Source organism: Absicoccus intestinalis (assembly GCF_033971885.1).
In the GTDB taxonomy this organism is placed as follows: Bacteria; Bacillota_I; Bacilli_A; order Erysipelotrichales; family Erysipelotrichaceae; genus Absicoccus; species Absicoccus intestinalis.
Genome location: NZ_JALBUS010000015.1, coordinates 1 through 13,774, shown reverse-complemented (window position 1 = coordinate 13,774; position 13,774 = coordinate 1). Strand labels below are relative to the sequence as shown.

Annotated in this window: 15 protein-coding genes; 12 read left to right on the top strand and 3 right to left on the bottom strand. The window is 39.4% G+C overall.

All coding sequences use genetic code 11. The features are described 5' to 3' along the window. Positions 1-7: 7 nt before the first annotated feature. Together MOZ64_RS08980 and epsC are read left to right on the top strand one after the other, a co-directional pair. Positions 8-1,180, top strand: coding sequence for an NAD(P)-dependent malic enzyme (locus MOZ64_RS08980; RefSeq protein WP_320326228.1), 1,173 nt, complete (start codon positions 8-10; stop codon positions 1,178-1,180). A gap of 60 nt (positions 1,181-1,240) precedes the next feature. After that, entirely contained in the window at positions 1,241-2,191 is a 951-nt protein-coding gene (gene epsC / locus MOZ64_RS08975; RefSeq protein ID WP_320326227.1) for a serine O-acetyltransferase EpsC, read from the top strand. A gap of 16 nt (positions 2,192-2,207) precedes the next feature. Here epsC and MOZ64_RS08970 read toward each other — a convergent pair whose 3' ends face one another. Together MOZ64_RS08970 and MOZ64_RS08965 are read right to left on the bottom strand one after the other, a co-directional pair. Next, the gene (locus MOZ64_RS08970; protein ID WP_320326226.1) at positions 2,208-2,579 is read right to left on the bottom strand and encodes an SHOCT domain-containing protein; all 372 of its coding nucleotides are present in this window, start codon (positions 2,577-2,579) and stop codon (positions 2,208-2,210) included. Positions 2,580-2,589: 10 nt separating this feature from the next. Further along, entirely contained in the window at positions 2,590-3,441 is an 852-nt protein-coding gene (locus MOZ64_RS08965; protein WP_320326225.1) for a DegV family protein, read from the bottom strand. 145 nt (positions 3,442-3,586) lie between these two features. On the opposite strand from MOZ64_RS08965, the gene MOZ64_RS08960 reads away from it, so the two are divergent. From MOZ64_RS08960 to srlE, 9 genes are all read left to right on the top strand, one after another. Further along, a complete protein-coding gene (locus tag MOZ64_RS08960) occupies positions 3,587-4,228 on the top strand; it encodes a GDSL-type esterase/lipase family protein (RefSeq protein WP_320326224.1) in 642 nt (213 codons plus the stop codon). Between the two features lie 14 nt (positions 4,229-4,242). Beyond that, positions 4,243-5,157: a LysR family transcriptional regulator gene (locus tag MOZ64_RS08955; RefSeq protein ID WP_320326223.1), complete on the top strand. Its 915-nt coding sequence runs from the start codon at positions 4,243-4,245 to the stop codon at positions 5,155-5,157. A 113-nt stretch (positions 5,158-5,270) separates the two neighbouring features. Then, on the top strand, positions 5,271-6,551 hold the full coding sequence (locus MOZ64_RS08950) for an O-acetylhomoserine aminocarboxypropyltransferase/cysteine synthase family protein (protein ID WP_320326222.1): 1,281 nt from the start codon (positions 5,271-5,273) through the stop codon (positions 6,549-6,551). A 239-nt stretch (positions 6,552-6,790) separates the two neighbouring features. Next, entirely contained in the window at positions 6,791-7,774 is a 984-nt protein-coding gene (locus tag MOZ64_RS08945; RefSeq protein ID WP_320326221.1) for a sugar-binding transcriptional regulator, read from the top strand. A 2-nt stretch (positions 7,775-7,776) separates the two neighbouring features. Beyond that, positions 7,777-8,208: a transcriptional regulator GutM gene (locus tag MOZ64_RS08940; RefSeq protein ID WP_320326220.1), complete on the top strand. Its 432-nt coding sequence runs from the start codon at positions 7,777-7,779 to the stop codon at positions 8,206-8,208. 58 nt (positions 8,209-8,266) lie between these two features. Continuing rightward, positions 8,267-8,632 carry a PTS glucitol/sorbitol transporter subunit IIA gene (locus MOZ64_RS08935; protein ID WP_320326219.1) on the top strand — a complete coding sequence of 122 codons (366 nt, stop codon included), beginning with the start codon at positions 8,267-8,269 and terminating at the stop codon, positions 8,630-8,632. 106 nt (positions 8,633-8,738) lie between these two features. Next, on the top strand, positions 8,739-10,031 hold the full coding sequence (locus tag MOZ64_RS08930; RefSeq protein WP_320326218.1) for an NAD(P)H-dependent oxidoreductase: 1,293 nt from the start codon (positions 8,739-8,741) through the stop codon (positions 10,029-10,031). A gap of 721 nt (positions 10,032-10,752) precedes the next feature. Continuing rightward, a complete protein-coding gene (gene srlA / locus MOZ64_RS08925; RefSeq protein ID WP_320326217.1) occupies positions 10,753-11,271 on the top strand; it encodes a PTS glucitol/sorbitol transporter subunit IIC in 519 nt (172 codons plus the stop codon). 13 nt (positions 11,272-11,284) lie between these two features. Beyond that, a complete protein-coding gene (srlE, locus tag MOZ64_RS08920) occupies positions 11,285-12,289 on the top strand; it encodes a PTS glucitol/sorbitol transporter subunit IIB (RefSeq protein ID WP_320326216.1) in 1,005 nt (334 codons plus the stop codon). A 653-nt stretch (positions 12,290-12,942) separates the two neighbouring features. On the opposite strand, the gene MOZ64_RS08915 is transcribed toward srlE, so the two are convergent. Further along, positions 12,943-13,113, bottom strand: a complete 171-nt coding sequence (locus MOZ64_RS08915) for a hypothetical protein (protein WP_277633868.1) — start codon at positions 13,111-13,113, stop codon at positions 12,943-12,945. Between the two features lie 330 nt (positions 13,114-13,443). Between MOZ64_RS08915 and MOZ64_RS08910 the strand changes: the two genes are divergently transcribed. Beyond that, on the top strand, positions 13,444-13,774 hold a 331-nt coding region (locus tag MOZ64_RS08910), incomplete at its 3' end, for a PTS glucitol/sorbitol transporter subunit IIC (protein ID WP_320326215.1).

Sequence of the window (13,774 nt, the reverse complement as noted above, 5' to 3'; positions counted from 1 at the left end):
GGAAATTATGGATTACGCAAAGGAATCGTTAAAACAACATGAACAATGGAAAGGAAAGATCGAAGTCATTTCTCGTGCGAAAGTAAGAAATGCGAATGATCTTTCAATTGCTTATACACCTGGAGTCGCACAGCCTTGTTTGGAAATTCAAAAGGATCTGTCGAAAAGTTATACATTGACGCGTCGATGGAACATGGCTGCGGTCATTACGGATGGATCTGCTGTATTGGGATTGGGAAATATTGGCCCCGAAGCCGCCATGCCGGTCATGGAAGGAAAGTGTGTCTTATTTAAAGAATTTGCCGATGTCGATGCGTTTCCTTTGTGTGTCGATTCCAACGATGTGGATACCATTGTTGAAACGGTAAAAAATATTTCCAAATCGTTTGGTGGTATCAATTTGGAAGATATCAGTGCGCCTCGTTGTTTTGAAATTGAACGACGCTTAAAAGAAGTCTGTGATATTCCGGTTTTTCATGATGATCAACATGGAACAGCCATCATCACCTTGGCGGGTCTGACCAATGCCTTAAAAGTCGTGGGCAAGAAAAAAGAAGAAGTGAAAGTGGTGACATCGGGAGCTGGGGCTGCCGCTATTTCCATTGTGAAGCTTTTATTATCAGCGGGCTTTAAAGATATCATCATGACCGATCGTCATGGGGCGATTTATGAAGGCCGCGATCATTTGAATTGGATCAAAGCAGAAATGGCACAAGTCACAAATTTAGCGAAAAAGCAGGGAAGTCTAGCCGATGTGATCCAAGGGGCCGATGTCTTCATTGGGGTTTCGGCACCGGGCTTATTAAGTCAAGATATGGTGCGAAGCATGCATTCCGATGCGATCATTTTTGCGTGTGCCAACCCCACTCCAGAAATCTTCCCAGATGAGGCAAAAGCAGCGGGAGCTGCCGTCGTATCGACTGGTCGTAGTGATTTTCCAAATCAAATCAATAATGTATTAGCGTTTCCAGGGGTATTCCGTGGGGCCTTTGATGTGCGTGCTTCGGATATCAATGAAGAGATGAAAATGGCAGCGGCCAAAGCGTTGGCCAATTTAATTCCGGAAGAAGAATTATCGGCCGATTATATCATTCCGAAAGCATTTGATCCAAAAGTGGGCCCAGCGGTTGCCAAAGCGGTTGCTCAAGCGGCGCGTGATAGTGGAGTTGCGCGAATCTAAAATCGTTATAGACGACAAGTGAATCGTCTTTTGTTAGAATAGAAACAAGAGGTGAATTTTATGGATGAATTGGAATTCAATGAAGTCGAAGAAGTCGTTGAACTGGTCATGAACGACTATAATCAAAAGCGGGAATTGGACGTAATGACCATGTTTCATCAACCGGATAAAACGAAGGTCATTGAAATTGTCAATAAATTATTGCGCATCATTTTTCCTGGTTTTTATCGGGATGAAGTCTATAAGATCTTCAATATGCGCCATTCTTTATCTGCTTTGGTTGAAGATGTCATGTATAATATGCAAAAACAAATTGTGATCGCATTGAAAAATGATCCAAAATACGAAAAGGCGAATGAAGGGGAATTGCGCAAAGTGGCCAAGGATATCACGTTGCAGTTCTTTACCCAAATTCCGCGGATTCGTAGTTTCATTGATACGGATATTCAAGCGACCTTTGATGGGGATCCAGCGGCTTCCAGCAAAAATGAAATTGTTTTAAGTTATCCAGGTATCCTTGCTTCTACGGTGCATCGAATCTGCCATGTTTTATGGGAATTGAATGTGCCATTGATTCCTCGCATGATGTCAGAATATGCCCATTCTGTAACGGGTATTGATATTCATCCAGCGGCTACGATTGGCAAGTATTTCTTTATCGATCATGGGACTGGTATCGTGGTGGGTTCGACCACCGAAATTGGCCAACACGTCAAGATCTATCAAGGCGTGACCTTAGGCGCTTTATCGACCAGTGCGGGTCAACGTTTGCATGGGGTCAAACGGCATCCAACCATTGAAGATAATGTTACGATTTATTCGGGGGCTTCGGTTTTGGGTGGCAAAACGGTCATTGGTCATGATTCTGTCATTGGATCCAATGCATTTGTGACTAGCTCCATCAAACCGGAATCACGGGTAACGATCCAAAACCAAGAATTACATATGGGTAAGGATAAGATTGAAAAAGAAGATCTAGCCCAAGATGAAACTTGGTTCTATGTCATCTAAAAAAAAGAGGAATTGCTTATAAATGCAGCAATTCCTTTTTCTTTTGATCATATTCTTCTTGGGTGATGGCACCCATATCTAAGAGTTCCTTGAGTTCTTTGATTTGTTGGTAAGGATCCAGCGTTGGTGTTTCTTTGTGCTCTTTGTGCATGCGCCATTCATTAATGGCATGTTTGACGACTTTTAAACGATGGCGATTAAAGGGAATGGAGTCAATGCCACCATCGTATTTGACTTTCAGAATCGCATAGGGACTAAAAGCCGTGGAATTGGTGATATATAGATCTTTGATTTGGTCATAAGCATAGGTCTTGCGTTCTGTGACCAATTGGTCTTCTTCAAAAGACATGGGTGGAATCGTACCGATTCCTTCGATTTCATAATACATGGTCTCACCTCTAAGCTTTCGTATCAAATACTTGTATCGCTAAACAGCCAAGTCCAGTATGGACACCAACGGCACTGACCAGATCGATCACATGGACATGAACGCCTTTGATTTCGGTTTCGATCTTTTGGGCAAAGGCTTCGGCATTCTTTTGGGCATCGACATGCGCTAAAAAGATGGTATCTTCCTGGATCGTCGTTCGTGCTTTTAACCGTTCGATCACCTCGTTTTGAGCTTTGGATAAGGTTCTTGGTTTGGCCATCACATCGACTTTTCCTTGGGTGGAAATGTTAAGATGCAAAACGGGTTTTATGCGTAATAAGCCACCAAGTAGGGCGGCAGCTGGGGTCAATCGTCCGCCACGACGCATGTGTTGCAGATCTTCAAAGATCAGGATCGTGTCTCCTGTTTCAATGATGGCTTGTAATTTGGCAACAATGATGTCCATGCTGATGCCTTGATCATACATTTGTTTGGCCATGCGAATACAAGTGGCTTGTAGTACCGCGGTCACATAACAATCGATACCGATAAAGTCCAAGCCGACTTGGCGAGCCATCATTTCCATCGCATCCATGGCACCAGAAAGACCACGACAAATGGGAACACAAAAAACGGTGTCATATCCTTGGTCTTTAATGGCTTGAAAACAATCCTCGATATGTCCTAATTTGGGCAAAGACGTTTTCATGATCTTCTTTTGATGGAGGTTTTGGATAAATTGATGATAATTCATCGTTTCCAACTCATCATAGGAAATGCCATCGCATTCAATTTGTAGAGGAAGGCAATAGATGCCCTCTTGTTTCCATTGTTCGGGGCTCATGCCTGTTCCTGTATCTGTCACAAATGCTACTTTCATATGTATTCTCCTATCCTTTATGGTAGCATTTTGAAAATCAGGACACAACAAAATTTGTATCGCGTGCTATAATAGGTCCATGGTTTTTAAGGAAAAAAGGCTAATCTATATAGGAATCGGATTGGTGTTGGTATGGATACTTTTGATGTTCTTTTCATCCATCCATCCCACCAAAACAGAGGGTCTTCGTTATATCCAGCAACAAGAAAAATTGCCAACGCAACCGCTTGCCACAAAATTTTCCAAAGAAAAAGAAGAAAATATCACCGATGAGAATGTCTTTGCCCGCTTTCATGATTATGTCTTTTTAGGCGATTCACGCGTGTTGGGCTTTCAATCCTATGGTTTTTTAGAAGATAGTCGTGTATTGGCAGATACGGGGGATTCCATCGTAAAGATCGATGCCCATTTGGGAACGATCAAAAAAATCAGTCCCACTTCGGTATATATTTCATATGGATTGAATGATCTTGGACGAAATTATGAAGGGGGATATGTGGCCAAGGTACAAGAAGAAGTCAAAAAGGTCCAAGCGATCGTACCGCAGGCAAAGATCTATATCTGTGCGATCATTCCGGTTAACCAGGCGTTGACCCAAAACGATGCGCGTTGGCAACAAATTCCAACCATCAATCAAGCGTTAAAGAAAATGTGCAAAAAACAAAAATGGATCTATGTGGCCGATGATACATTGGCAAATGAATCCATCTATGCCCAGGATGGGATGCATTTTCAACCATCGTTTTATCAAACTTGGGCAGAAACCATACTCGATACAAGAAAATAGGGAAAGGGAACCGTATGACACTTCAACAAATCTATTATATGATCGTTACGGCCGAAGTGGGGTCGATGAATAAAGCAGCAGAGAAATTATTCATTTCTCAACCCACTTTGACCAGTGCTATCAAAGAATTGGAATCGGAATTGGGAATCACGATTTTTGAGCGAACCAATCGCGGTGTGCTATTGACCGATGAGGGCAATGATTTTTTGATGAGTGCACGACAAATTTATCAACAATATGAACTGTTAAAAGAAAAATATGGACCACAAGGTTCGATGAAACATAAGTTTTCCGTTTCTTGTCAACATTATTCCTTTGCCGTCAAGGCATTTGTGGAAACAGTGAAACAATTTGATACTTTAAAATATGAATTTCGGATCAAAGAATGTCAAACCATGGAAGTCATCAAGGATGTGGGCAATTCCAAGAGTGAAATTGGCATTTTGTATATGAGTGATTATAATCGCAAATACATTCAGCGTTTGATGGATGAAAATGGATTGGGGTTTGAACCCATTATTACGTGTGATGCATATGTCTATGTATATAAAGAGCATCCACTCGCTAAGGAAAAAAGCATTCGTTTGAATCAGTTACAGGATTATCCGTATTTATCGTTTGATCAAGGAGAAGATGGTGCGTTTTATCTGGCAGAAGAAATTTTATCCGAAAATGAATATGCACGTCAGATCAAATTGAATGATCGAGCGACGGCTTTGAATCTGATGATTGGCTTGAATGGATATATGTTGTGTAGTGGGATCATATCCGAAGAATTAAATGGGGATGATTATGTGGTGATTCCTTATGAGGCCGATGATGATAATCCCAATAGTTCCATGACGATTGGTTATATTTATAAACGACATAGTGTGTTATCACCCATTGCGAAAACCTATGTAGAAGAGTTGGTTGGGTACTTTAAATAGATATAAAAATCATTTATCGCAAATATTATATTTACCAATTATACAAATAGCCAAAGTGGGCGTATTGTATGACCATACAAACAAAGAATACAAATTCTAGGAGGAAATACAATATGTCAGAACAAAAATATCATTTCGAAACATTAGCTTTACATGTCGGACAAGAAGAAGCCGATCCAGCCACCGATTCTCGTCAAGTTCCTATTTATTTGACTTCATCGTATGTATTTAAAAATTCGCAACATGCAGCCGATCGTTTTGGCTTGGCTGATCCCGGAAATATCTATGGTCGATTGACAAACTCTACGCAAGATGTATTTGAAAAACGAATTGCCGCTTTAGAGGGTGGCAGTGCTGCGATTGCGACAGCATCTGGTGCTGCAGCAGTTACTTATGCGATCCAAGCCTTAGCGAAAGCGGGTGAAAATATCGTGGCAGCTAAAACGATTTATGGTGGTACCTATAACTTGTTGGCACATACATTGCCTTTGTATGGCATTACCGCCAAATTTGCCGATCCTTATAAATTGGATGAAGTGGAAGCAGCCATCGATGAAAACACCAAAGGTTTGTGGATCGAAACGTTAGGAAATCCATTGGGAAATATCGTAGATATCGAAGCTTGGGCTGAAGTTGCTCATAAACATCATATTCCATTGGTTGTGGACAATACTTTTGCGACACCTTACTTGGTTCGTCCATTTGAACATGGTGCCGATATCGTTGTCCATAGTGCAACGAAGTTCATTGGTGGTCATGGTGCTACTTTAGGTGGTGTCGTTATTGAAAGTGGTAAATATGAATGGGATCAAACCGATGCATATCCATGGTTGACTGAACCAAATCCTTCGTATCATGGTATTCGTTTCTATGAAGCAACCAAACCAGCTGCTTTTGTGACATATATCCGTGCGATCCTATTACGTGATGAGGGAGCAACACTTTCTCCAGTCAATGCGTGGGCATTCATTCAAGGTTTGGAAACGTTATCGTTGCGTGTAGAGCGTCATGTAGAAAATGCGTTAAAGGTTGTTGAATATTTGAACAATCATCCACAAGTGGAAGCGGTTCATCATCCTTCGATTGAAGAACCAGAATTATATAAGAAGTATTTCCCAAATGGTGGTGGTTCGATCTTTACATTCGAAGTCAAGGGCGATGCGCAAACAGCTCGTAAATGGATCGACAATTTGCCAATCTTCTCCTTATTGGCAAATGTTGCGGATGTGAAGTCTTTGGTTATTCATCCCGCTTCAACAACCCATTCGCAATTGACAGAAGCCGAGGCAGCAGATCAGGGTATTTATCCAAATACAATTCGTTTATCCATTGGTACTGAGCATATCGATGATATCTTAGCGGCTTTGGATACGGCTTTTAAAGCCATTGCGTAAGTTTATGGGGTCTTGTTTGAAAACAAGGCCTTTTTTTATTGGATGGTTGAAAAAAATGAGGTAAAATAAAAGTATTAGAGAGGTTGAGTGTGAGAGGTGTCTTACACTCTTTTTTTCTATATTGAACATTTGTATAAGTTAAAATTCTAACAATATTATTTATACATATGTTCAATATACAATCTATTGACTACAAAAAGTATCGTGTTAATATAAAACCGTAAAAGGAAAACGGTTACATGAAAAAAATTGTAGATGATCCTCGTCTGATATATAAATGTTGTTACTTATATTATAAGGATGGCTTCTCTCAAGTAGAGATCTGTGATCAATTGGGTATTTCTCGTGCTACGGTTTCACGTTTGTTGAAAGCGGGGCGTGAACGAAATATTGTTCGCATTGAATTGGATAATCCAGACAGTGTCATGTATGGCGAGTTAGAACGAAAATTAGAAGCAGTTTTCGATTTAAAAGAAATCGTCATTGTCGATGAATTGGAAATTGGCAATCGATATGAGCATCTTCAAAAAGTATATGAAGAGGCAATTTCTTATTTTTCAAGAACGTTTCAGGACCAAGAATATATTGGTGTCTCCATGGGACATACCTTGTATGATCTTGCCAATGTCAATATTTCGGTGGAGTCTGTTGATTGTACGTTTGTGCCCGTAGTTGGTGGTGTTGGTATCAAACAATTAGGGACGCAAAACTATCATTCGAATGAAATTGCGAATTCTTTTGCGAAAAAATTTGGTGGCAGCGCTGTTCAATTTTTTGCTCCCGCTATTTTCCGTAACATTGATATAATGGATGGTTTGAAAAAAGAAAAACCAGTAGAGGAGGTAACTTCTTTATTTCCTCTGTTGCATGCGGTGATCATGGGTGTTGGCTCAACGGAGGCTTCTCATTCTACATTGGTTGATTCGGGATATATAACGCCGGAACAGTATGCACATTATAAAGAAATGGGCGCTGTAGGCGATGTGATGCTTCGTTTCTTTGATGAAAATGGCAATGAAGGCCCATTTAAAGAGTTCAATGACCGTGTCATGGCTATTAGTGAAGAAAATTTAGCCCAAATTGATACGCGAATTGCCATTGCGGTTGGCGAAGAGAAAGCCAGAGCTATCTTAGGTGCTTTACGAGGAAAACGTATCAATGTACTGATTACGGATATTAGTTGTGTCAATCGAATATTAGCTATTATGGAGGAAGAAAAGTAAACATGTCAAAAAATTTGATATTATTGTTTGCGATTGCGATGGCATTGATGGTCATGCAGATGATTGGTGGCTTTTTACAAATTCGCCGCTATCGTAAAGCTGTCAGTCGTGTCCACAAATTAGGTAATGTGGGGATGGGACAAAAGCGTGGTTGGTTTTTTAATAGCTATGTTGTCATCATCGCTTGTGATTCGAAACATATCATTACAGGTGGTGAAGCAATGACAGGTTCTACCATATTTGCACAGTTTCATCCCATTACAGAATTATTAGGAAAGCCCATGATCGGGCGTTCGATCGATGACTATTTATTAGAATTTAGAGAAATGCCAGATCGTAAACAAAAATTCTATCGAGGTTATATCAATGCTTTAGAAGCATTGGAGATGCGTTTTGAAAGAGAAGAGCATCCAGAAACGATAGAAGAGGACTAAGGTTTTAAAATGTTTTTGGCCGAACATTTTATGTATAAAATTTGGAAGGAGGAAAAAAATGAAATTCCAAGTTAAAATTACCGGTTGGGGGAACGATGCCCTAGAATTTTTGAATCCAGCATGTAACTTTATTATTATGTTTAATGAAGATGCACCACCTGAATTGGCTGACATTAGTATTTTACATACGAAATGTGAATTAAAAGAGGATCCAGCTCCAGGTGATACCATGACGATTTGTGGAAAAAAATACAAAGTCACGGCCGTTGGATGGGAAGCCATCAATACGTTGCGTGATTTAGGACATTGCACCGTTGCTTTTAATGGTAAGACTGAAGTTGATCGTCCAGGTATGATGGAACTAGAAGGTCCAGAATTCACTGCGGATGACTTAAAAGTCGGTGGTGAAATTACAATTGAATAAGTATTGAAAAAAAGTATACATTCCCTATTGACAAGCAAATGTATTAGAATTAATATGACATTGTAAAAAGTCGAGTGGATATACATAAAGGAGGAAAAGTTAAGTTATGTATAACATGAACAGAAAATTGGCTCAATTAGAAGCCGAAGGAAAACCTATCCAAGTTGGTGTTGTTGGTGCCGGACAAATGGGCCGTGGAATGGTCACTGAATTGGTCATGATCAAAGGTGAACGTCCTGCCATTTGTGCCGATATTAATATTGATTTAGCTGTCCATGCATTTGAATATGGTGGCGTAAAACCAGAAGACATCGTTAAAACAACCGATGTTGAAGAAGCAAGTAAAGCAATCAAAGCTGGAAAATATGTAGCTACGAATGATTCTTCATTAGTTACAAAAACCCCTGAAATTGATGTAGTTGTTGATGTTACTGGTGTTCCTGATGTTGGTGCTCGTATTGCTTTGGATGCCATCGCAGCGAAGAAACATATCATCATGATGAACGTTGAATCCGACGTTGTTATCGGACCTTACTTGAACAAATTAGCCCAAGAAGCTGGTGTTGTTTACACAGGTACGAACGGAGATGAACCAGGTGCCGTTATGGAATTGTATGATTTCGCAACAGCTATTGGTTTGAATGTAGAAGTTATTGGTAAAGGTAAGAACAACCGTCTAGATCGTGCTTGCAACCCAGATACTGTATTAGAAGAAGCAACTCGTCGTAAGATGAGCCCAAGAATGTTATGTGCATTCAAAGATGGTACTAAGACAATGGTTGAAATGACTGCAATGTCAAATGCAACGGGATTGGTTCCTGATGTAATTGGTGGTCATGGTATCGCTTGTGATGTTAAGGGATTGAATGATATGTATCGTTTGAAAGAAGACGATGGTATCTTGAATAAACACGGTGTTGTTGAATACGTTCGTGGTATTGCCCCAGGTGTATTCGTAACCGTATCTACAGATAATGATGAGATCTCTTATCAAATGCAATATCATAGCATGGGTCCAGGACCATTATGGACATTGTATCGTCCTTATCACTTGTGTAACTTGGAAACTCCATTAACAATTGGACGTGCTGTTATCTATCATGAAGGTGTAATCGTACCAAAGGGTGGATTGGTATCCGAAGTTATCACAGTAGCTAAGAAAGATATGAAAGCTGGAGAACATTTGGATGGTATCGGTGGATACACTACATATGGTTCAATCGATACACACGAACACGCAAAAGAAGCTGGATTCGTTCCATTTGGATTGATCAATAAGAACGCCGTATTGAAGAAAGACGTTAAGAAAGGTCAATTATTGACTTACGATGATGTTGAAATCGATAAGAATACATTGATCTATCAAATCCGTCAAAAACAAGACGAAATTTTCGGATAATTCATAGATTGGTTGAGACTGTTGACAACATACAAAGTCAACAGTCTTTTTATATGCTGCATGGATCGGAGTAGCCAAAGCTTCTTGAGATGTTGCTTATGACAACCATATACCAATATGGGCAGTGATTGTCTTTTCTAAGGATAGCTTTGTGATCAGATGAAATATAGCCGTACATACTGCATCAGAAAATGGGGGTTCGTTTTATTGATATAGGCGAAAACGAGCAACAATGAATTCATGAATGTGTGTGATGCAAAGAAGCGGATATCGAGGATGAAAAAATGTCCTAGGATGTATTTTGTATACAAAATAAGAACATATAGAATTCATATTTTGATGGTATGTGAAAGCGTATTCTATGCTTCGAAAAAGTCCAATCTAATCAATAGAAATAGATCAGTGACCCAGCTTATTTATGGAAAATATAGACAAAGCAAGGATATAAAAGGAATCTGCGAAATGATAACGCTTACATTAAAAATGCCATATATATCGAATAAACAACATATGAAATAATACTGAACAAATGTATTAATAAAATATTGAATTTTTTAACTTAAACATAATTTCAAAATAAATATATTGACTACATAAAGGTGAAATGGTATCAATATATATGTACATGAAACCGATTTCAATCGATTTCGCCTGTATGGTCAGCGTGTACAGGCATAAAGTGCAAGGCCAAAAGTTTTGAAATAAAAAAGGAGAGAAATTTATGAATGCGATTGCTAGTGTAGCCCAGGGCTTTATTGGGCTGTTTACCGCTGGTGGTCAAACCTTTACGGGTTGGGTCACTGGTATCATTCCACAAGTTGTTTGTTTGCTTACGTTTATGAACTCGATCATTAAATTGGTCGGTGATGAAAAGGTAGAAAGATTTGCGAAAAAGTTAACCGGAAATGCGATTTTACGTTATACCTTATTTCCATTGGTTGCGGATATGTTCTTAGGAAATCCAATGTGTTATTCATTTGGACGCTTTGTCGATGAAGAATATAAACCAGCATTTTATGATTCAGCTGTTTCGTTTTTACACCCCATCACAGGTTTGTTCCCACATGCCAATGCCGGTGAATTGTTCGTCTTCATGGGAATTGCGGAAGGTGTCAAGAAAGTCGCTGGAAGTTATTCCGATTTAGCGGTTCGTTATTTCATCGTTGGTTTGATCGTTATTTTCATTCGTGGTATCTTAACGGAAAAAATTTATTTCCGTTTAGCAGGTATTAAGAAATAGGGGGGGACGAATCATGGCTTATAAGAATATTAAGATCACAAAAGGTAGTGCTGGATTTGGTGGACCCTTGATCATCGAACCCAATGAAAAAAAGAATAAAGTATTGTGTGTAACGGGCCAACAAATCAGTCCTGTAGCGAAAAAAATTGCTGAAATGACAGGCTGTGAATTGGTGGATGGCTTTAAGACAACCGTTCCCGATGATGAAGTGGCAGTCGCTGTTGTCAACTGTGGTGGTACGGCGCGTTGCGGTGTCTATCCAAAGAAACGCATCATGACCGTCAATGTCGAACCGGTTGGAGCCGTAGGCCCATTGGCGATGTATATCACACCAGATATCTATGTATCGGATGTCAAAGAAAGCAACCTTTCTTATACGGATGAAAAAACAACCGTTACCGAAACAAAACCAGAAAAGAAGGATGGTCCAAAGACCAAAGACCAAGCCAAAGCCGAAATTGCCGCTGCTCAAGACGAAAAGAAACCAGGCATCATTACTCGAATTGGTATCGGCGTAGGACATGTCGTCAACAAGTTCTTTGCAGCTGGTCGTGATTCGATCGACATGATCATTCGAAATGTATTGCCATTCATGGCCTTCACATCGACTTTGTTGGGTATCATTTCTGCCAGTGGATTGGGAAATATCATTGCGCATACCATCAGTCCAATGTGTTCGACATTGCCAGGATTGTTGGTCATCTCGATTGTTTGTGGTGTACCATTCTTATCACCTATCCTAGGACCAGGTGCTGTCATTGCACAGACCGTTGGTGTCTTGTTGGGTGAACAATTTGCACAACGAGCTATTCCTCTGCAATATGCATTGCCAGCTTTATTTGCGATTGATGCACAAGTTGGATGTGACTTCGTTCCGGTTGGATTGTCTTTGGGCGAAGCGGAACCAGAAACCATTGAATATGGTGTGCCAGCTGTGTTGTATTCGCGTTTGATCACAGGTCCTGTTGCTGTCATCATTGCGTTTATCTTCAGTATTGGTATGTATCCAGGTCTATAAGATATGTTTGGAGGTCTTCGACCTCTTTTTTTTATAGAAACAATCAAAAATGTGAAGTATAATCACTTATGTCGCATAAAAGTGAACAAATGTGTAAATGAAAAAGATGATTTTTTTGCTTATACATATGTGCATGAATAGCATTTGACTGCTCGTAATAATCTTGTTTTCAACAGTTAAAAAAAGATGAGCATATAGTCTGTGATGAAGGGCTGAATGCTCATTTTTTGTTGATCCAAATATTGTATGGAATTCATTATCCTTTTCAAAATCGAAGTTCTTGCAATCGAAATAGCGAACGAATGTATCGTGTTTGATGGTGGACTGGAACAGATACTTAAGATAAGGATCATAGGGCTCACCGAGTATATCTAAAGAGAGAAATCAAAGGTCCTGTACAAACCGTCGATATTTCTCAGGATGCGCAGCTTTTCCGGGAGATGGTCAATACCCTATTGATCATGTTTGGATCATAGACAATCTTATGCCCGTTGCAGACTTGATCAAAGAAAGATAGAGATTGAGAGCCAAGTAGATTTTATTGAGACAAAAGTAGCCGACGTTTCGACAAATAGATCTAGGAATTTTGTTTCCATGACTTACGATCTTTTCATCGAAATTGCGGGCGATCGTATATTACGTTTTTTCATGGTTTATTTGACCTTCTGTTTGGCGTAGTCCAGGAAATCATTGGTAATCTTCCATAATTGAGAATGCTTTCCAATACGTGTAACATTCTTGATAGTCACTTTTCTGCCGTTGCGAATATCGACCTGAATAAAATAGGTGGAATCCTTTGATTTGTGATCATTGTTCCATTTCATGATGAGTTCCTCCATAACCGTTATATGAGAAATGTAAAACACCATACAACAAATAAATTGAATAGTTTGACACAAAAGCGCAACTAAGCCTCTTTATTAACTTGTATGAATTATTAAGTATAAAAAATCGCTCAAAATTTACAAAAGTAATTATAAAAGATATAAAAAATCTATTAAAGACAATATAAATATGAAATAAATAATTAAATGTAAATATAAAAGTGCTTTTTTATTGACTTTTATAAACATCGCCACATATAATGAAATTGTAAAAAATGTCGGCCAACATTTTACTACTACTCAATTCATAAAAGGAGAAGAGGAAAAAATATGAATGCGATTGCTAGTGTAGCCCAAGGCTTCATTGGGCTGTTTACAGCTGGTGGTCAAACCTTTACAGGTTGGGTCACTGGTATCATTCCACAAGTTGTTTGTTTGCTTACGTTTATGAACTCGATCATCAAATTGGTCGGAGAAGAAAAAGTTGAAAAATTCGCTAGAAAGCTAACAAGTATTGCTATTTTACGTTATACCTTGTTCCCATTGATTGCGGATATGTTCTTAGGAAACCCAATGGCTTATTCGTTTGGACGTTTCTTGGATGAAAAATACAAACCAGCCTTCTATGATTCGGCGGTTTCCTTCTGTCACCCAATCACAG

What these genes read in the sequence shown, in the direction of transcription:
- MOZ64_RS08980 (WP_320326228.1), top strand. Translation starts at nt 8, where the DNA reads ATGGATTACGCAAAGGAATCGTTAAAACAACATGAACAATGGAAAGGA.
- epsC (WP_320326227.1), top strand. Translation starts at nt 1,241, where the DNA reads ATGGATGAATTGGAATTCAATGAAGTCGAAGAAGTCGTTGAACTGGTC.
- MOZ64_RS08970 (WP_320326226.1), bottom strand. Translation starts at nt 2,579, where the DNA reads ATGTATTATGAAATCGAAGGAATCGGTACGATTCCACCCATGTCTTTT.
- MOZ64_RS08965 (WP_320326225.1), bottom strand. Translation starts at nt 3,441, where the DNA reads ATGAAAGTAGCATTTGTGACAGATACAGGAACAGGCATGAGCCCCGAA.
- MOZ64_RS08960 (WP_320326224.1), top strand. Translation starts at nt 3,587, where the DNA reads ATGTTCTTTTCATCCATCCATCCCACCAAAACAGAGGGTCTTCGTTAT.
- MOZ64_RS08955 (WP_320326223.1), top strand. Translation starts at nt 4,243, where the DNA reads ATGACACTTCAACAAATCTATTATATGATCGTTACGGCCGAAGTGGGG.
- MOZ64_RS08950 (WP_320326222.1), top strand. Translation starts at nt 5,271, where the DNA reads ATGTCAGAACAAAAATATCATTTCGAAACATTAGCTTTACATGTCGGA.
- MOZ64_RS08945 (WP_320326221.1), top strand. Translation starts at nt 6,791, where the DNA reads ATGAAAAAAATTGTAGATGATCCTCGTCTGATATATAAATGTTGTTAC.
- MOZ64_RS08940 (WP_320326220.1), top strand. Translation starts at nt 7,777, where the DNA reads ATGTCAAAAAATTTGATATTATTGTTTGCGATTGCGATGGCATTGATG.
- MOZ64_RS08935 (WP_320326219.1), top strand. Translation starts at nt 8,267, where the DNA reads ATGAAATTCCAAGTTAAAATTACCGGTTGGGGGAACGATGCCCTAGAA.
- MOZ64_RS08930 (WP_320326218.1), top strand. Translation starts at nt 8,739, where the DNA reads ATGTATAACATGAACAGAAAATTGGCTCAATTAGAAGCCGAAGGAAAA.
- srlA (WP_320326217.1), top strand. Translation starts at nt 10,753, where the DNA reads ATGAATGCGATTGCTAGTGTAGCCCAGGGCTTTATTGGGCTGTTTACC.
- srlE (WP_320326216.1), top strand. Translation starts at nt 11,285, where the DNA reads ATGGCTTATAAGAATATTAAGATCACAAAAGGTAGTGCTGGATTTGGT.
- MOZ64_RS08915 (WP_277633868.1), bottom strand. Translation starts at nt 13,113, where the DNA reads ATGAAATGGAACAATGATCACAAATCAAAGGATTCCACCTATTTTATT.